At 73.5% G+C, this 17,975-nt stretch carries 15 protein-coding genes; 6 read left to right on the top strand and 9 right to left on the bottom strand.

Going from position 1 to position 17,975, the window contains the following annotated elements; all coding sequences use genetic code 11:
* The first annotated feature begins 67 nt into the window (after window positions 1-67).
* On the top strand, window positions 68-715 hold the full coding sequence (locus Srubr_RS07120) for a DUF3618 domain-containing protein (protein WP_189998158.1): 648 nt from the start codon (window positions 68-70) through the stop codon (window positions 713-715).
* 69 nt (window positions 716-784) lie between these two features.
* On the opposite strand, the gene Srubr_RS07115 is transcribed toward Srubr_RS07120, so the two are convergent.
* Complete coding sequence (locus Srubr_RS07115) at window positions 785-2,608, bottom strand: endonuclease/exonuclease/phosphatase family protein (RefSeq protein ID WP_189998157.1); 1,824 nt, start codon at window positions 2,606-2,608, stop codon at window positions 785-787.
* A 268-nt stretch (window positions 2,609-2,876) separates the two neighbouring features.
* Between Srubr_RS07115 and Srubr_RS07110 the strand changes: the two genes are divergently transcribed.
* The 3 genes from Srubr_RS07110 to Srubr_RS07100 all read left to right on the top strand — a co-directional run bounded on the left by Srubr_RS07110 (window position 2,877) and on the right by Srubr_RS07100 (window position 6,743).
* Complete coding sequence (locus Srubr_RS07110) at window positions 2,877-4,301, top strand: hypothetical protein (RefSeq protein WP_189998156.1); 1,425 nt, start codon at window positions 2,877-2,879, stop codon at window positions 4,299-4,301.
* 312 nt (window positions 4,302-4,613) lie between these two features.
* The gene (locus tag Srubr_RS07105; RefSeq protein ID WP_189998155.1) at window positions 4,614-6,065 is read left to right on the top strand and encodes an alkaline phosphatase PhoX; all 1,452 of its coding nucleotides are present in this window, start codon (window positions 4,614-4,616) and stop codon (window positions 6,063-6,065) included.
* Window positions 6,066-6,167: 102 nt separating this feature from the next.
* Window positions 6,168-6,743, top strand: coding sequence for a TetR/AcrR family transcriptional regulator (locus Srubr_RS07100; protein ID WP_189998154.1), 576 nt, complete (start codon window positions 6,168-6,170; stop codon window positions 6,741-6,743).
* Between the two features lie 106 nt (window positions 6,744-6,849).
* Here Srubr_RS07100 and Srubr_RS07095 read toward each other — a convergent pair whose 3' ends face one another.
* The 7 genes from Srubr_RS07095 to Srubr_RS07065 form a co-directional block, all read right to left on the bottom strand.
* On the bottom strand, window positions 6,850-8,043 hold the full coding sequence (locus Srubr_RS07095; RefSeq protein WP_189998153.1) for a TerD family protein: 1,194 nt from the start codon (window positions 8,041-8,043) through the stop codon (window positions 6,850-6,852).
* A 113-nt stretch (window positions 8,044-8,156) separates the two neighbouring features.
* The gene (locus Srubr_RS07090; protein ID WP_189998152.1) at window positions 8,157-9,146 is read right to left on the bottom strand and encodes a zinc-dependent alcohol dehydrogenase family protein; all 990 of its coding nucleotides are present in this window, start codon (window positions 9,144-9,146) and stop codon (window positions 8,157-8,159) included.
* Window positions 9,143-9,967 (bottom strand): carbohydrate ABC transporter permease, encoded by an 825-nt coding sequence (locus tag Srubr_RS07085; protein ID WP_189998151.1) that lies wholly within the window; start codon window positions 9,965-9,967, stop codon window positions 9,143-9,145. Before Srubr_RS07085 ends, Srubr_RS07090 begins: the two co-directional genes overlap by 4 nt.
* Window positions 9,964-10,899 carry a carbohydrate ABC transporter permease gene (locus tag Srubr_RS07080; protein WP_189998150.1) on the bottom strand — a complete coding sequence of 312 codons (936 nt, stop codon included), beginning with the start codon at window positions 10,897-10,899 and terminating at the stop codon, window positions 9,964-9,966. The genes Srubr_RS07085 and Srubr_RS07080 overlap by 4 nt, the downstream gene beginning before the upstream one ends.
* A complete protein-coding gene (locus tag Srubr_RS07075; protein ID WP_189998149.1) occupies window positions 10,896-12,263 on the bottom strand; it encodes an ABC transporter substrate-binding protein in 1,368 nt (455 codons plus the stop codon). The genes Srubr_RS07080 and Srubr_RS07075 overlap by 4 nt, the downstream gene beginning before the upstream one ends.
* 82 nt (window positions 12,264-12,345) lie before the next feature.
* Window positions 12,346-13,116: a DeoR/GlpR family DNA-binding transcription regulator gene (locus tag Srubr_RS07070; RefSeq protein WP_189998148.1), complete on the bottom strand. Its 771-nt coding sequence runs from the start codon at window positions 13,114-13,116 to the stop codon at window positions 12,346-12,348.
* Window positions 13,117-13,401: 285 nt separating this feature from the next.
* The gene (locus tag Srubr_RS07065) at window positions 13,402-14,211 is read right to left on the bottom strand and encodes an NAD-dependent epimerase/dehydratase family protein (protein WP_189998147.1); all 810 of its coding nucleotides are present in this window, start codon (window positions 14,209-14,211) and stop codon (window positions 13,402-13,404) included.
* Window positions 14,212-14,451: 240 nt separating this feature from the next.
* Between Srubr_RS07065 and Srubr_RS07060 the strand changes: the two genes are divergently transcribed.
* Entirely contained in the window at window positions 14,452-15,393 is a 942-nt protein-coding gene (locus Srubr_RS07060) for a 5-dehydro-4-deoxyglucarate dehydratase (RefSeq protein ID WP_189998146.1), read from the top strand.
* Complete coding sequence (locus Srubr_RS07055) at window positions 15,390-16,553, top strand: hypothetical protein (protein ID WP_189998145.1); 1,164 nt, start codon at window positions 15,390-15,392, stop codon at window positions 16,551-16,553. The genes Srubr_RS07060 and Srubr_RS07055 overlap by 4 nt, the downstream gene beginning before the upstream one ends.
* Before the next feature lie 127 nt (window positions 16,554-16,680).
* Here the strand turns inward: Srubr_RS07055 and Srubr_RS07050 are convergent, their stop codons facing one another.
* Window positions 16,681-17,901: an MFS transporter gene (locus Srubr_RS07050; protein WP_189998144.1), complete on the bottom strand. Its 1,221-nt coding sequence runs from the start codon at window positions 17,899-17,901 to the stop codon at window positions 16,681-16,683.
* Window positions 17,902-17,975 lie beyond the last annotated feature (74 nt).

The raw sequence follows: 17,975 nt of genomic DNA, 5'->3' as shown, positions 1-17,975 counted from the left end.
GAGTGCGGCGGGAGATCCGGGCGGACGCCGCCGCGGTCGGGGACGCGATCAGGGAAAGGGCACACCGATGAGGCACAGGAACCCGCGCGGCTCGGGCGCCAAGGGCCCCGACGAGCTGCTGCGGCAGATCGAACAGACCCGGAGCCAGACCCGGGGCCGGCTCGGTGGCACCGTCGGCCGGCTGACGGGCCGCGCCGATGTCACGGGCCGGGCCCGGACGCGGGCCGCGGACCTCAGGGACAAGGCCGGCGCCATGACCGTGCAGCTGCGCTCCGGCGCCGCCCACGCGGGACACGGCGCCCAGGGCCGGGCGGCCAAGGCGGGACACCTCGTGCAGGACCGGGCCGCCAGGGCCGGGCACATCGTGCAGGGGCGGGCCGCCGGGGCGGGCAGCCTGATGCAGGAGCGGGCGGCCAAGGCCGGACATCTGCTCCAGGACCGGGCCGTACGCGCCGGGCACGGCGCGCAGGAGCGGATGACCAGGGCCGGCCACCTGATGCAGGAGCGGGCCGGACACGGCCGGCACGTGCTGCGGGACCGGGCGGTGCACGCCGGGCACACCGCGCAGCACGACCTGCGACTGCCGCGACCGGTGCGCAAGGCCGTGCGCACCGCGCTGCGCCACCCCCGGCCGGCGATGCTCGCGGGCGCGGCGGGCGCCGCCCTGGTCGGCGTGGCCGTGGTCTGGCGCCGGGTCGACCGCGGCGGACAGTGAGCCGCTGACACGGGACGGCGGGACCGGCCGGGCGCGCTGCCCGGCCGGTCCCGCCGTCGTGTCCCGGGGTTACGGACGCAGCCGCAGGACCTGCGGGTCGTGGTCGCTGATCTGGTCGTGGAACTCCGCGTTGATGTGCACGCTGTCGTACTCGAAGCCGCCGCGGCGGATCGCCGGGCTGATCAGGATCTGGTCCAGGACCTGCTGGTTGCCCTGGTAGTCATAGGTGTAACGCTCGCTCTTCGGCAGGGACTTGATCGCCGACCACAGCGCGCCGCCGTCCTCCAGGATCTTCGTGGTGCCGGAGAACTCGAAGTCGTTGATGTCGCCGAGCGCGATCACGTCCGCGTTCTTCTGCGCCGCCAGGATGTCCTTGACGAACGCGTTCACCGCCGTCGCCTGGGCGTGCCGCTGGACCTCCGAGCCGCGCACCGGCGGCTGGTACTGCGCGGTCAGAGCCTGGTCGCCGCCCTTGGAGTTGAAGTGGTTGGCGATCACGAAGACGGTCTTGCCGCGGAAGACGAACTCGCCCACGAGCGGCTTGCGGCTGTTGCTCCAGGCCGCGTTCGCCGGGTCGATCCGGCCCGGCGAGAGGGTCAGCCGGGCCTTGCCGCGCACCTTGGTGACCCCGGTCGCGGTGGCCGGGCCGCCGCCCGGGCGGTCCGTGAAGGAGACCCGCTCGGGGTTGAACAGGAACACCTGGCGGATGTTGCCGCCGGGCTCGCCGCCGTCCTGGCCGTCGACCGGGTCGACCGAGCGCCAGTCGTACACCGGGCCGCCCGCCGCGGCGATCGCGTCGATCAGCTTCGTGACGGTCTGGCCGGCGTCGACCGTACCGTCGTTCTCGGCGCCGTTGTTGTCCTGGATCTCCTCCAGGGACACGATGTCCGGCGACTTCAGGTGGTGCACGATCGCGGCGGCGTGCTCCTCGAAGGTGGCGTCCGACGGGTCGAGGTTCTCGACGTTGTACGTCGCCACCGCCAGCTCGCGCCCCGACTGCGCGCGGGTGGTCTCGCGCTCCAGGCCGCCCTTCTCCAGCGTGCCGAGGCCGCTCGCGACCAGGGTGTAACCGCCGTACTGGTTGAAGTCCAGCGGGCCGGTCGTCGTACCGGAGAGGCGGTCGCCGACGTCCGCCTTGGGGAAGCCGGCGGCGGGACCCAGCGACTGGATCTGGAGCCGGCCGGTGTTCTGGGAGTCGTACGAGCCGTAGACCGTGCCGCCGCGGCGGCTGCGGTGCTCCCACGGCTTGACCGTGACCCACAGCTCGCTGTGCGAGTCGGTCGCGGTGACCACGCGGGCGTCGGCGACCTGGACGTTCATGCCCTCCAGGGACTCGTAGTAGTCCAGGGCGTACGCCGACGGGTCCAGGGCGAGCCCGTTGACCGAGCCCGCCGCGGCGGGGTCGCCCTTCGGCGTGTAGGCGTCCGGCACCGCGTCCTCGTCGATCACGGCCGGCGCCGGGACCGGGTTGCCGGTGGAGACGGTGGTGACCTGCGGCTTGGTGATCTCCGTCAGCGACTGGTTGCCGGACGAGGCGCCGCCCGGGACGTACTCGGTGACCGTGCCGGTCACCGTCACCGCGTCGCCGACCGCGACCTTCGGCGTGGAGCTGGTGAAGACGAAGACGCCCTCACTGGTGGCCGGGTCGTCGTCCGGGGCCGCGTCCTGGAGCCAGAAGCCCCGGGAGGAGCCGTAGGTGCGGGTGGCCGTGACGATGCCGGGCACGTCCGTCACCTGCCGCCCGGCGTACGGCGATATCCGGGTCGTGCCCTGGATGTCGTGGACGCGCACCGAGTCGGCGTGCGCGGGGGAGGTGAGGACGACGGCGGACGCCGCGCCGCAGACGGCGGCGACGGTGAGCGCGGCGAGGCGCGCGGAAGACCTGCTCGGCAAGGGATTCCCTCCGGGACGTGCGTGAGCGCCGGGACGAGGACGGAAACGGAGACCGAGGGGACGCGTGTGCCCCCTGTGACACGCGTAGCGCCGAGTGAACAGTTGTCCCCCGAACTTCTACGCGCGTCAATCTCCTGCCTGCGCCCGGGAGTTGTCAAGGTTTCGGCCATGGCCGACGGCTTACGGACAGATGAACCGGGCGGCATGGGTGGAAATCCGTCTAGGCTGAGCGGCTGAGCCCGTTTCTCGGTCCGAGGAGAACCAGCCGATGTCAGACAGCTCCCCCCTGCCACCCGCGCGGTTGCGCCCCGAAGCGGAGCTGGCGCGCGCCGCGCTGTCCACGCCGTTGCTGTCACGGGCCGCCCGCCTCGCCCGCTGGGCCGGACCGGACACCCGGGTGGACGCGGGCGGCACCCTGGTGGAGGAGCAGCTGCCGGCCGCCGCCGCCCTGCTCGGTCTGGCCGGGGACGACGCCGTCGCCTACGCCGGCGAGGCCTGGCGGGTCGCCGTGGACGCGGGCCTGGTCGAGATCGTCGACGAGGAGGCCGGCACCGTCCGGGCGGGGGAGAACCTGGCCCTGCTCACCGGCTCCCCGCGCGATGTGCTCGCGGTGTGGCTCACCGCGCTGGAGACCGTCCTCGCCGACGCGGCCGTGCCCGATCTGGACGGCCTGGCCGACGCCGTGGACGACAGCGGCAGGGTCGATTTCGCGTCGCTCGACTGGGATCCGCAGGCGGACGCGGACTTCCTCGACGGCGTCCTCGGCAACCTCTATCTGCTCACCGTCGGTGAGGACGGCGTCGGCGAGAGCCCCGTCCCGCTGCCCGCCCTCGCCGCTTCCATGCTGGTGCCCGACGACATGGGCGAGCCCACCAACGACGTCCTGGAGCAGGTCTCCGACGCGATGATGCGGCTGGACGACCAGTTCCGCGCGCTGGAGCCGGCCGGACTCGTGGCCTACCAGCCGGTGGACGAGGCGCTGATGGCCGACGCCGACGAGGAGCCCGCGGCGCCCGTGGACGACACCGACGTCTCCCGGTACGGCATGGTCCGGCTCACCCCGCTCGGCGTGTACGGGTTGCGGGCGCGGCTGCTGGAGGCCGGGTTCGAGGCGCCCGTCGTCGGCGAGCTGGCCGACAAGGGCGCGGACGCGCTGCTCGACGGCACCGCCCGGTTCGGGCAGCCGGCCGCCCGCGCCGAGACGGAACTGTGGCTCGCCCGCCGCGAACCGCTCGACGCGGCCCGGGAGTTGCTGGCGGCGGCCCGCGGCGCGGACGCCGGGGGCCCCTTGCGCCGGCTGCGCTGTCAGCAGGCGCTGTCGCTGCTGGGCGCCGAGGCCGAACCCGCGCTGCGGGAGGTGCTGGACGACCCCGAGCTGGGCGGGCTGGCCCGGGTGTGGCTGAGCGAGCGGGGGGCCGCGGACGTGCCGGCGCCCTCCCAGGAGCTGGTGTTCTGGCTGACCGTCGACACGCTGGCCGCGCAGCTGGCGGCCGAGGGCAACTCCGAGGAACTGCGCGCCCTGGTGGAGGGGCTGGCCGCCCAGCACAGCGGGTTCTTCGCGGCGGCCTGGCGGGTGGACCATCCCGCCACCGCCGAGGTGCTGGACGCGATGGGCCGGCTGCACCCGGACAAGAAGGTGGCCAAGGAGGCCCGGAAGGCGGCGTTCAAGGCGCGGTCCCAGCACGGGGGCTGAGCGCGGAGGTCCCGGCGGGGGAGAGGCCGGGCCGGGCGCCGACGGGTGCGGCGACCGGGGCGGGATGCCGGTGTCGTGGGTGACGAGGTTCCGGGAGCCCGGGGCGGCGTCGCATACGCAGCCGTGATCTCCGTACAGGCAGTCGTGGTCGTCGTATACGGAGTCATGGTCTTCCGCATACGGATTCATGGAACAGGCGCCACGGTGGTGGTCCGGTGTTCAACTTCCGTTCACGGGTGGCCGGAAGCGTGAGCGCCGAACCGAGGCCCCCCACCCTCCACGACACCGCAACCCGTCGTCACAGGAGACACCATGTCGCTCACCCGCAGGGACTTCACCAGGACATCCGCGCTCACCGGTGCCGGGGTCGCCCTGGCGGGCAGCGTCGGCGCCCTCGCCACCGCGCCGAACGCCCTTGCCGCCACGGAGACCGAGAGCGCCGGGGCCGCCCCGGCGCACGGGGGCCACCACCACGGTGTCGGCTACGGCCCGCTGATCCCCGACCCGGACGGCATCCTCGCCCTGCCCGCCGGCTTCCGCTACGAGATCATCACCTACAGCGGCCGGACCCGGCTGGAGTCCGGCGAGTTCACCCCGTCCAACCACGACGGCACCGCCACCTTCGCGGGCCGGCGCGGCACCACCCTGCTCGTCAACAACCACGAGCTGGCCGGCGCCCGCGCCCAGTGGCCGCACCCGGTGCCGCTCGCCGAGGGCCTGGTCTACGACCCGGCGGCGGCCGGCGGCTGCACGGTGGTCGAGGTCCGCCGGGGCGGCGAGGTCGCCGAGTGGGTGGGCATCGCCGGCACCGCCACCAACTGCGCGGGCGGCAGCACCCCCTGGGGCACCTGGCTGACCTGCGAGGAGACCGAGGACAAGGCCGGGAAGAACGGCTTCACCAAGGACCACGGCTATGTCTTCGAGGTCGACCCCGAGGACCGCCGGGCCAACCGCGACCCCAAGCCGGTCAAGGCGTTCGGCCGCTACGCCCACGAGGCCGTCGTCATCGACCCCAAGCGCGGCCACGCCTACCTCACCGAGGACGCCTCCGGCCCCAACGGCCTGTTCTACCGCTGGGTCCCGCCCACCGGCTTCCGGCACGGCCGGGGCAAGCTGCGCACCCTCGCCGACGACGCGGGCGTGCTCCAGGCCTTCAAGTGCTTCGACTCCGGCGGCCGGTACGTGGACGACCTGGCCCGTGCCACGAAGGCCGGCACCGTGTACGGCGTGGACTGGCTGGACGTGCCCGACCGGGACGCCCGGACCGTCTCGGTGCGCAAGCAGTTCACCGACGGCCAGGTCACCCGCGCCCGCAAGCTGGAGGGCATGTGGTGGGCCGACGGCGGTGTCTACGTCGTCTCCTCCTACGCCCGCCAGGAGAGCCCCGCCCAGCACGACGGCCAGGTCTGGTTCTACGACCCGGGGCGCCGCACGCTGACCCTGAAGGTGCTGCTCGGGGTGAACCCGGACCCGGCCGCGGACGGCGCCTTCGACGGCCCCGACAACATCACCGTCTCCCCTTACGGGGGCCTGGTCATCGCGGAGGACGGCGAGGGCGTCCAGCATCTGTTCGGCGCCACCGAGAGCGGGCGGACCTACCCGATCGCCCGCAACGAGCTGAACATCGGCACCCCGGAGGAGCCGGAGTACAGCGAGTTCACCGGTGTCACCTTCTCGCCCGACGGCCGGACCCTGTTCGCCAGCATCCAGACGCCCGGCATCCTGCTCGCCATCACCGGCCCCTGGAAGCGGCAGCGGCGCTGACCCCACCCGGCCGGTCCCTGACCAGGACCGATGGGCGGGGACTCTCTCCGTTTGTCTCGATAAGATGACGGAGAGGGTCCCCGGTCGGCGAGGAGTGGGTGGATGACGCAGGGCAGGCCCATGCGCGCGGACGCTCGGCGCAACTACGAGCGGTTGCTGAAGGTGGCGGCGGAGGCCTTCGCCGAGCGTGGGGAGAACGCGTCACTCGACGACATCGCCAAACGCGCGGGGGTCGGTTCGGGGACGCTGTACCGGCATTTCCCGACGCGGCAGGCGCTGCTGGAGGCGGCGTACGTGGGCCGCGTCGAGGCGTTGGGGGCGCGGGCCGACGAGCTGGCGAAGGAGCTGGCGCCGGGGGAGGCGCTGGCGGAGTGGCTGTACGAGCTGGCGGTCGGCACGATTCAGGTGCGCGGGATGAAGGCGTTGCTGGGTTCGGCGGTGACCGACGGCGGTGCGGCGGCGCTGACCGTGTGCGGGGCCGTGGTGAAGGGGGCCGTGACGCGGTTGGTGGTGGCGGCGCAGGAGGCCGGTGCGCTGCGGCGGGACATCGAGCCGATCGAGGTGCTGCGGCTGACCCACGGGGTGGCTTCGGCGGCGGAGCTGGCGGGGGCGGGGGAGAAGGAGATCCGCCGCTATCTGAGTCTGCTGGGGGAGGGGCTGGGGGCGGTGCACCGCTGACCGGTTGAGGGTGCTTCTCGGTGCGGGTCGGTGGGGCTGGGCGGGGGGGGGGGGGGGGGGGGGGGGGGGCGGCAAGGGTGCCGCCCCCTCCTGCGGGGGGTCGGAGTTACAGCGCCTTCGCGGCCGGGTCCACCATGTTGCGTACCGTGCGGGCCTTGACGAAGTCGCCCATCGCCGTCATGTCCCATTCGCCGGAGAACTGGCGGATGAGCTTGGCCATCATGACGCCCGTACGGGGTTCCGCGGCGGTGAGGTCGAAGCGGACCAGTTCCTCGCCCGTCGCCGCGTCGACCAGGCGGCAGTACGCCTTGGCGACCTCCGTGAACTTCTGGCCGGAGAAGGAGTTCACCGTGAAGACCAGGCCGGTGACCTCCTGGGGCAGCCGGCCGAGGTCGACCGTGATGACCTCGTCGTCGCCCCCGCCCTCGCCGGTCAGATTGTCACCGGAGTGCCGGATCGCGCCGTTCAGGATCACCAGGTTGCCGAAGTAGCAGCTGTCGATGTGGTTGCGCTGCGGGCCGTAGGCGATGACCGAGGCGTCCAGGTCGATGTCCCTGCCCCGGAACGCCGGTTCCCAGCCGAGGCCCATCCGCACCTGGGACAGCACCGGCCGGCCGCCCTTGACCAGGGACACCGTCTGGTTCTTCTGGAGGCTGACCCGGCCCTTGTCCAGGTTGATCTTCCCGGCGCCCGGCACCGGGGCGGGCGGCGGGGCCGCCGGCTGCGGCGGGGCGGCGGCCGGCACGGGCGGGGCGGTCACCGGCCGCGGCGGGGCCGTGGGAGCCGGAGCCGGTGTGGCAGCGGCCGGTTCCTCCACCGTCACACCGAAGTCGGTCGCGATGCCCGCGAGCCCGTTGGCGTACCCCTGGCCGACGGCCCGTGCCTTCCACTGGCCGCCCCGGCGGTAGATCTCCACGATCACCAGCGCGGTCTCGGTGCCGAGCTGCGGCGGGGTGAACGTCGCCAGCACGGCGCCGCCGTCCGCGTCCCGGATCGTGGCCGTCGGCTCGATGCCCTGGAAGGTCTGGCCGGCCGCGTCCGGGCTGGCCGTGACGACGATCTTCTCGATCTCCGGCGGGACGGCGGCGGTGTCCACCGTGACCGCGTCCGGAGCCGTGCCGCCGCCCGAGCGGTAGGTCACGCCGGGGCCGCTCGGCTGGTTGTAGAAGATGAAGTCGTCGTCGGAACGCACCTTGCCGTCGCCGGTGAGCAGCAGGCCCGACACGTCGAGCCGCACCGGGGCGGAGACGTCCACCGTCACGCGCGCGGTCGGCAGAGGGATGTTCGAGCCTGGGGTCATAGCTGTCATGCCGGGTAGAACGAACGACACCGCTTTACCGTTCCCTTACCGGCCGGAACCCGCCGAACGGCCCACGGAACCCGCCGAACGGCCCACTCGATACGCCCGACGGCCTACGGCACCACCACGATCTTCCGCCCCACGCCCGCCGCGAACTGCTCCAGCGCCTGCGGGTAGCGCTCCAGCGGGACCCGGTCGCTGATGAAGACCTCCGGGTCCAGCACCCCGTTCGCGAACAGTTCCGCCGCCCGCTCGAAGCTGTGCAGCACGGCCATGGAACCGGTGATCGTGATCTCCTGGTTGTAGATCCGGTACGGGTCGATGGTCACGCGGGTCGCGTAGTCCGCCACGCCGAACTGGAGGAAGGTGCCCGCCTTCGCCACCCGGTCCAGGCCGTCCTGGATCGCCGCCGCGTTGCCGGTCGCGTCCACGACCACGTCCCAGCCCTGCGGCCGGTCCAGCTCGTCCGCGCTGTCGGCCGCGCCGGTGACGCCGAGCCGGCGGGCGGTCTCCAGCCGGGCGGGGTTCACGTCGACCACGTCCACGCTCGCCGCGCCGGTCCGCTTGGCCAGCTCCAGCATCATCAGGCCCATCGTCCCGGAGCCGTAGATCAGCACGTGCGCGCCGAGGCGGGAGCGCAGCACGTCGTAGCCGCGTACCGCGCAGGACAGGGGTTCCACCAGGGCCGCGTCCTCGGTGCGCACGTGCTCGGGCAGCCGTACGCAGTTCGCCACGGGGGCGACGGCGTACCGGGCCGCGCCGCCCGCCGTCGTCACGCCGATCGCCGCCCAGCGTTCGCAGAGGTTGTTGTGGCCCGTACGGCAGTAGCGGCACTCGTGGCAGTACAGGGAGGGGTCGACGGCGACCCGGTCGCCGGCCGACAGCTCCGTGACCCGGGTGCCGACCGCGACCACCTCGCCGGCGAACTCGTGCCCCGGCACGATCGGCAGCTCGGGCGCGAACTCGCCCTGGAGGATGTGCAGGTCCGTGCCGCACAGGCCGCAGGCGGCGACCTCGACGACGACCTCGCGCGGCCCTGGCACCGGGTCGGGGACCTCGGTGACGACGGCGCGGCCCACGGACTCGATGACTGCGGCCTTCATTTCACGGCTCCCAACGACAGGCCCTGGACCAGCTTGTCCTGGGCGGCGAACCCCGCGGCGAGTACCGGCAGGGAGATGACGAGCGACGCGGCGCACACCTTCGCCAGGAACAGGCCCTGGCTGGTGATGAAGCCGGTCAGGAAGACGGGGGCGGTCTCGGCGACCACGCCCGTCAGGACCCGGGCGAAGAGCAGTTCGTTCCAGCTGAAGATGAAGCAGATCAGGGCCGTGGCGGCGATGCCGGGCAGGGCGATCGGGGCCACCACGCGGGTGAGGACGACCGGGAGCCGGGCGCCGTCGACCCGGGCCGCCTCGATGACCGCGACCGGCACCTCGGCGAGGAAGGACTGCATCATCCACACCGCGATCGGCAGGTTCATGGAGGTGTACAGGACGACCAGCAGCCAGATGTTGTCGAGCAGCCCGGCGTTCTTCGCGAAGAGGTAGACGGGCAGCAGGCCCGCCACGGCCGGCAGCATCTTCGTCGACAGGAAGAAGAACAGCACGTCCGTCCACTTCCGCACCGGCCGGATCGACAGCGCGTAGGCGGCCGGGAGGGCCAGCAGCAGCACGAGGAGGGTCGAGGCGACCGAGGCCACCGCGGAGTTGGCCAGCGCGGGCCACGGGCTCGCGCCGCCGCCGCTGCCGAAGAACGCGCGGTAGCCGTCGAGGGTCAGGGCGGCGGTGAAGGACGGCGGGTTGGCCGCCGCGTCCGCCTCGGAGTGGAAGGACGTCAGCGCCATCCAGGCGATGGGCAGGAAGAACACGATCCCGGCGAACCAGGCCAGCAGGCCCGGCCCGTGGCGGCGTACGGCCCTCATGCGCGGGACACCTCCTCGCGGAACAGCGACGACACCACGCGCAGCGCGAACGTCGCGATGACGAGCGAGCCGATGACCACCAGGACCCCGGCGGCGGAGGCAAGGCCGTTCTCGTGGGCCTGGTAGAAGCTCTGGTACACGGTGTAGGGCAGGTTGGCGGTGCCCAGGCCGCCGGAGGTGATCGTGAACACCGCGTCGAAGTTCTGCACGATGTGGATCGAGCCCAGCAGGGCGCCGAGTTCCAGATAGCGGCGCAGGTGCGGCAGTGTGAGGTGGACGAAGATCTGCCAGTCGCCCGCGCCGTCCACCCGGGCCGCCTCGATCTGCTGCTGGTCCCGGCTCTGCAGCCCGGCCAGCAGGATCAGCATCATGAACGGCGTCCACTGCCACACCAGGGATGCCTCGACGGCGAGCAGCGGGGTGCGGGAGATCCAGTCGGGCTGTGGGCCGCCCACATAGTGCGACAACCCATTCAAGAGGCCGTATTCAGGGTTGTAGAGCACATGCTTCCACAGCAGGGCCGCCGCCACCGGTACCACCAGGAACGGTGCGATGAGCAGGGTGCGCACGATGCCCCGGCCGCGGAACCGGCGGTCCAGCAGCAGCGCCAGCAGAAGTCCCAGGACCAGGCTGGCCAGCACCACCGCCGCGGTGAGCAGCACGGTCGTCCACACCGAGTGGCGCAGGTCCGCGTCGGTCAGGACCTGGCGGTAGTTGTCCAGGCCGGTGAAGCGGCGGGCCTTGGGGTACAGGGCGTTCCAGTCGAAGAAGGAGATCACCAGCGTGGCCGCGAACGGCAGCTGGGTGACGGCGATCAGGAACACGAGGGCGGGCAGCAGCGGGGCCCGGGTGGCCCAGGCGCGCAGCCGGGCCGGAGGCCGGCGGGCGGCGCGCACCGGGGTGCGGGTCAGGGGCGCGGTCGTCGCGGTCATCGTCCCTCGTACTCCTCGGAGATGCGTTCGGCGAGCCGCTGGGACTCGCGCAGCGCCGAGGCGACGGACTGGCGTCCGGCGATGGCCGCGCTGATCTCCTGGGAGACCTTGGTGCCCAGATCGGTGAACTCGGGGATGCCGACGAACTGGATGCCGGGCGCGGGGCGCGGCTGGACGCCGGGGTCGTCCGGGCGGCTGCTCTCGATGGCCTTCCTGGTCATGTCCTGGAAGGCGGCGGCGGACGCCCGGTAGTCAGGGCTGGCGTACGTCGAGGCCCGTTTGCCCGCGGGGACGTTCGCCCAGCCGCTGGTCTCGCCGACCAGCCGTTCGTAGCCCTTGCCGGACGCCCAGGAGACGAACTTCCATGCCTTGTCCGGGTTGCGGGAGGACTGCTGGATGCCCCAGGCCCAGGTGTAGAGCCAGCCGGAGGATTCGGTGCGCTCCACGGGCGCGGGGGCGTAGCCGAGCTTGCCGCGCACCGGGGAGCCCTCCGCCTCCAGCAGGCCGGCCGCGGAGGTGGCGTCGTACCACATGGCGGTCTTGCCCTGGGTCATGTTGTTCAGGCACTCGGCGAAGCCGGACTGGGCGGCACCGGACTCGCCGTGCCGGCGGACCAGGCCGACGTAGAACTCGGTCGCCTCGCGGAAGGCGGGCGAGTCGAGCCGGGCCTTGAAGTCCTTGTCGAACCAGGTGCCCCCGAAGGTGTTCACGACGGTGGTCAGCGGTGCCGTCAGCTCGCCCCAGCCGGGCAGCCCGCGCAGGCAGATGCCCCGCATGCCGGGCCGGGCGCCGTCCGTCTGCGCGGCCAGTTCGGCGACCTGCCGCCAGGTGGGGCGGGCGGGCATCGTCAGGCCCTTCGCCGCGAACACGTCCTTGCGGTACATCAGGAAGGACGACTCGCCGTAGAAGGGCTGCCCGTAGAGCTTGCCGTCGGGGCCGGTGAGGGCCTCGCGCAGGGGCCGCAGGACGTCCGGTTCGTCGTACGCGGGGTCCTTCGCCACGTACGAGTCCATCTCGTGCAGCCAGCCGTTGCGGGCGTAGATCGGTATCTCGTAGTTGGACAGGGTGGCGACGTCGTACTGGCCGGCCTGGTTGGCGAAGTCCTGGCTGATCTTGTCGCGGACGTCGTTCTCGGGCAGGACCGTGAAGTTGACCTTGATGCCGGTGTCCCGGGTGAAGTGGGCGGCGGTCAGCTTCCGCAACTCGGTCATCTGCGGGTTGTTGACCATCAGGACGTTGATGGCGTCGCCGCCGGACCCGGACCCGCCCGCGCCGGCCCAGCAGCCGGACAACAGGGGGGCGAGCAGCGTCCCGGCGGCCACGGCGAGCGCCGCTCGCGGCCTCCGTCGGCTCGGGGTGCGCATGGATCGCTCCTGGATAGAAGGGGAGACAAAGGGCGTACGAAGGGCTGCCGCGGCCGGGGAAGGAGGTGGGACGGGTCGGTGGTCAGACCCGGATGACCTGGGGGCCCAGCAGGGAGTAGCGGTGGGCCTCGGGGGACGGCAGGAGGGTGCTGGTCACGATCGCCTCCAGCGCGCCGACCTCCGCGAACCGGCAGAAGCTGACCGCGCCGAACTTGCTGTGCACGCCCGCGAAGACGGTGCGGCGGGCTGCCCGGACGGCCTGTGCCTTCACCTCGCTGACCGCCGGGTCGGGCGTGGTCAGGCCGTACTCGCGGGATATGCCGTTGGCCCCGATGTAGGCGAGGTCGATCACGAAGCCGGCCAGCATCTTCGTCGTCCAGTGGTCGACGGTGGCCAGCGTGCCCGGGCGGACCCGGCCGCCGAGCAGCAGCACGGACACCCGGTCGGCCTCCGCGAGGGCGCCCGCTACCGGCAGGGAGGCCGTCACGACGGTCAGCGGCCGGTCCCGGGGCAGCGCCTCGGCGATGAGCCGCGGGGTGAAGCCCTCGTCGACGAAGACCGTCTCGGCCTCCCCGAGCAGCCCGGCCGCCGCGGCGGCGATCCGGCGCTTCTCGGGCACCCGGCTGGTGGCGCGGAAGGCGAGCGTCGTCTCGAAGCCGGCGCTCTCCACCGGATAGGCGCCGCCGTGGGTGCGGCGGACGAGGCCGTGGTCCTCCAGGGCGCGCAGATCGCGCCGGATGGTCTCCTTGGCCACGCCGAGTTCGGCGGCGAGGGCGGAGACGTCCACCGAACCGGTGGCGCGCGCGGCCCGCACGATCTCGCGCCGGCGTGCCTCCGCGGTCCACGTGCCCATGTCGTCACCCGCCTCCCTGTGGAGTCGCCCGTTCGGGCCCATGGGGGAAGTTCTACCGCCGGTGCGCGGCGCTGACCAGGTCTGTCACGGGCCCGATGCTGCCCGTTTGTGCCCGCTTCGGCCGGGGCGTGCCCGCGGCGGACCTGTGCGGCCGTCCGGTGCGGGGTGGGTTCGGGCACCGCGGATGCCCGGACACGGCGGCGGGCGGGCCCGTTCGGTGCCCGCCCGCGCGCGTGGACGTCGGTTTCCGGCCGCCGGGGAGTCATCCGGCGGCCGGCGGGGGTTTCAGTACGGCCAGATCGGCGGGTCGGTGACGAAGTGCCCGCCGAGGCGGCCGTGGGCCGGGTTCTCCGGGTCCGGCTCGCCCTGCTCGGCGATGAGCTTCGCCGCGTACGGCTCGGAGTCGTCCTGGGGGTCGTAGCCGAGCGCCCGGGCGCTGCTCAGGTCCCACCACAGGCGGGTGTTGGCGGAGGAGCCGTAGACCACCGTGTGGCCGACCCCCTCGGCGGTCAGGGCCGCGTGGAAGAGGCGGGCGCCGTCGGCGGGGCTCATCCACAGCGAGAGCATGCGCACGCTGGTGGGCTCCGGGAAGCAGGAGCCGATGCGCACCGAGACGGTCTCCAGGCCGTGCTTGTCCCAGTAGAACTGGGCCAGGTCCTCGCCGAAGGACTTCGACAGGCCGTAGAAGGTGTCCGGGCGGCGCGGGGTGTCGACCGGGATGAGCGGTTCGCCCGCGCGCGGGGCCGGGGTGAAGCCGACGGCGTGGTTGGAGGAGGCGAAGACGATCCGCCCGACGCCTTCCTGGCGCGCGGCCTCGTACAGGTTGTAGGTGCCCTCGATGTTCGACCGGAGGATCTTCTCGAAGGGTGCCTCCAGGGAGATGCCCGCGAGGTGCAGTACGGCGTCCACGCCCCGGACCGCCTCGCGCAGCGCGTCCTTGTCGGTGAGGTCGGCGGTGACGGCGTCCGGCTCGCCCTCGATGGGGCGCACGTCGAACAGGCGCAGTTCGTAGCCGTACGCGGGCAGCAGGGACCGCATCAGGGTGCCGAGCCCGCCGGCGGCGCCGGTGAGCAGGACGGTGCGGGGAGCGGGCATCCTTCGATCTCCTTGGGGTCCGGGAACCGGTGTCCTCAACGGCCGCATGTGTGGACAAGGTTCACATGCGTGGACACGCTAGGGAGGGGTGCCGCGCCTCGTCAAGTGTGCCCCGCCAGGAGGAAATCCGCTGCTCTGTTGCCCGCACTCCGGCTTGACCCGCCGCAATTGCGGCCCGTAGCGTGAGGCCGTTCAGAAATATAGACAGTGATCAGAAACATGCACCGACAGGGAGCGCCTGTGACGCCAGCCCCTCTCGCCGCCCGGCTCCGCGACCCGCGCGGACCGCTCTTCTTCCCCGTCACGGCCTACGGCCCGGGCGGCTCACTCGACCTGGACGCCTACCGCACCCATGTGCGCCGCGGCGTCGAAGCCGGTGCCGCCGCCGTCTTCGCCGCCTGCGGCACCGGGGAGTTCCACGCGCTGCTGCCGGAGGAGTTCGAGGCCTGCGTCCGCGCGGCCGTCGAGGCCGCCGACGGACGCGTCCCGGTCGTCGCGGGCGCCGGATACGGCACCGCCCTCGCCGTCCGCTACGCCCGGCTCGCCGAGGCCGCGGGCGCCGACGGCCTCCTCGCCATGCCGCCGTACCTGGTGCTCGCCGGCCAGGAGGGCCTGCTGCGGCACTACCGCGAGGTCGCCGCGGCCACCGCCCTGCCGGTGATCGTCTACCAGCGCGACAACGCCGTCTTCACCCCGGAGACGGTCGTCGGACTCGCCCGCACCGAGGGCGTCATCGGCCTCAAGGACGGCCTCGGCGACCTCGACCTGATGCAGCGCGTGGTCAGCGCCGTCCGCACCGAGGTCCCCGGCGACTTCCTGTACTTCAACGGCCTGCCCACCGCCGAGCAGACCCAGCTCGCCTACCGCGCGCTCGGCATCACCCTGTACTCCTCCGCGGTGTTCTGCTTCGCCCCCGAGATCGCCCTCGCCTTCCACCGCGCCCTGCGCACCGGTGACCTGCCCGTCGCCCACCGCCTCCTGGACGGCTTCTACGGCCCGTTCGCCGACCTGCGCGCCCAGGGCCGCGGCTACGCCGTCTCCCTGGTCAAGGCGGGCGTACGGCTGCGCGGCCTGGACGTCGGCGAGGTCCGGCCCCCGCTGCACGAACCGGCCGACGACCACGTCAAACAGCTCGCCCGGCTCATCGAGCGCGGCCAGGCGCTGCTGGAGGGGGACGCGTGAGGGCGTCGGCGTTCGTCTACCCCTGGGACGTGGGCGGCGACCCGGAGGCGCCCGCGCGCATCGCCGGGCTCGGCGTCGAGCAGGTCACCCTGGCCGCCGCCTACCACTCCACCCGCGCGCTGACCCCCCGCCACCCACGGCACCGCGTCGTCACCGCCGAGTACGCGGCCGTCCTCTACCCGCCCGGCGACCGCTGGGCGGGACGCGGCCTGCGCCCCTACCCGGCCGGCCGCTGGGCCCCGGGCAACGCCTACGCCGAGGCCGCCGAGGCCCTCGCCGCGGCCGGCCTGGAGGTGCACACCTGGGTCGTCCTCGCCCACAACTCCCGCATGGGCGCCGAACACCCGGACACCTCCGTCGTCAACGCCTACGGCGACCGCTACCCGTGGGCGCCCTGCATCGCCCAGCCCGGCACCCGCGCGTACCTGACCGACCTGGCCGCCGAGGCCGCCGTACGCCCCGGCGCGCGGGGCACCGAACTGGAGTCCCTGGGCTGGTACGGGTTCCAGCACCTGCACGCCCATGACAAGACCGCCGGCGTGCCCCTCGGGGAGGCCGGGCAGTACCTGATGTCCCTGTGCTTCTGCCCGTCCTGCCGGGCCGGCTACGGCGAGCAGGGCCTGGACGCCGACACGCTGGCCACGGCCGTGCGCCGGGCGCTGGAGCCGCTGTGGCGGGGCACGGCCGACGACACCGGCTGGCCGACGGTGGAGAAACTGCTCGGCGAGGAGCCGGCGGCGGCCACGCGCGCGTGGCGGGACACCACCGCCCGCACCCTCCAGGAGGAGGTCGTCGCCGCCGTACGCGCCGCCGCGCCGAGCGGCTTCCGGGTGCTGCTGCACGCCGACCCGGTCTCCTACCACTGCGGCGCCAACGCGGGCGTCGACCCCGCCCACATCCTGTCCGTGGCCGACGGCGTCGTGGTGCCCTGTGCGGGCGGTACGGCGGCGCTGGCGCCGTTCGCCGCCGAGGCGCGCCGGGGGACGGTGCTGGCCGCCAACCTCACCGTCGTCACCGGCATGGGCGGCAGCCCCGGCACGCTCGCGGCGGACGCGGCCCGCGCGCGTGCCGAAGGCGCCACCGAACTGCGGCTGTACCACGCCGGGCTGGCCTCCGACGAGGACCTGGCCGCGGTGCGGGCGGGGCTGGCGGCCCGCTGAGGGGGACATGTGAGGCCGGTGCCGGTCTGGGGGCTTCGCCGAGGGGTTCGTGCGGGGCCGGTGTCGGTCGGGGGCTTCGCCGGGAGGCATGTGAGGCCGCACCGGCCGGGGGCTTCGCCGAGGGGGTTCATGTGAGGTCCACGCCGACCGGGGTCTCCGCCGGGGCGGCCGGCCGCTTCCGCAGCGGGACGGCCGACGCCAGCAGGGCCAGGCCGCACAGCGGCAGCAGCGGGCCGGGGCCGGCCGGTTCCACCAGGCCGGTCCCGGCGGCCAGCCCGACCGCCGTGGGCGTGAACATCAGCGTGTTGGCGGTCGCCGTAGCCCGGCCCAGCAGCGGCTCCGGCGTGCCCCGCTGCACGGCGGTGAGCGCGGCGATCAGCACACAGGGCAGGCCCAGCCCGCCGGCCGCGCTCGACGCCAGGGCCACCGGGTCCCACGGCACCGCCCGCGCCGCCGCCGCGACCGCGGTCAGCGCGATCCCGGCCGCCGCGAGCCGCCGCGCGCCCAGCCGGCGCAGCGCCGGCCCGGCGAGCAGCCCGGCCGCCACCGAGCCGGCGCCCTGGGCGGCGTACAGCACGCCCAGGTAGGCGGGGGAGTGGCCGAGGCGGTCGACCACGGCGTACACCGCCGTACTCGCGAGCGAGGTGAACAGCATCGTCAGGCCGCCCGCCAGGACCAGCGGGCGCAGCGCCGGGTGCCCCCACAGGTGGCGGGTGCCCTCGGCGGTCTCCCGCCACCAGCCCGCGCCGGACGGTACGGGCCGTTCCTCGCGGACCCGCAGCAGGGCGCACATCCCGGCCGCGAGCACGAAGCTGGCCGCGTCCAGGCAGGCCACGGCGGGGCCGCCCCAGGCCGCGTACAGGCCGGCGCCGGTCAGCGGGGCGACGAGTTTCATGCCCTCGGTGACCGTCATCCGCAGCCCGTTGAAGTCACCGAGCAGGCGGGTGCCGACCACGGTGGTCACCAGCGCCGACTCGGCGGCGTCATGGACGGTGCCGGCGGCGCCGTACACCAGCAGCACGGCGTACAGCAGCCACACGCGGTGCGGGGAGTCGACGGCGAAGAGCACCGGGAGCAGCGCGGCGAGGCCCAGGTTCAAACAGATCAGCAGGGGCCTGCGGCGCACCCGGTCGGCGAGCGTACCGAGCGCCGGACCGGCGAGCGAGGGCGCCCACATCGCGAGCATGCACAGCGCGGCGAGGGCGTCGGAGCCGGTCATGTCCTTCACCCACACCCCACAGGCCAGCCACAAGGAGGAGGTGCCGAACCCGGACACCACCACGGCCCCCAGATACAGCCCGGCATCCCGGTCCCGCAGCACCCGGAACACGGTCGGAGAAGTCGTCATGCCCGCCCATCGTGGGCCTAAGGCAGGGGCGCGGGGATCGGGAGGATGCCCGGGACCGGGGGGGCGCGGACAGG

The organism is Streptomyces rubradiris (assembly GCF_016860525.1).
Taxonomy (GTDB): domain Bacteria; phylum Actinomycetota; class Actinomycetes; order Streptomycetales; family Streptomycetaceae; genus Streptomyces; species Streptomyces rubradiris.
This window is presented reverse-complemented; position numbering and strand designations above follow the sequence as displayed.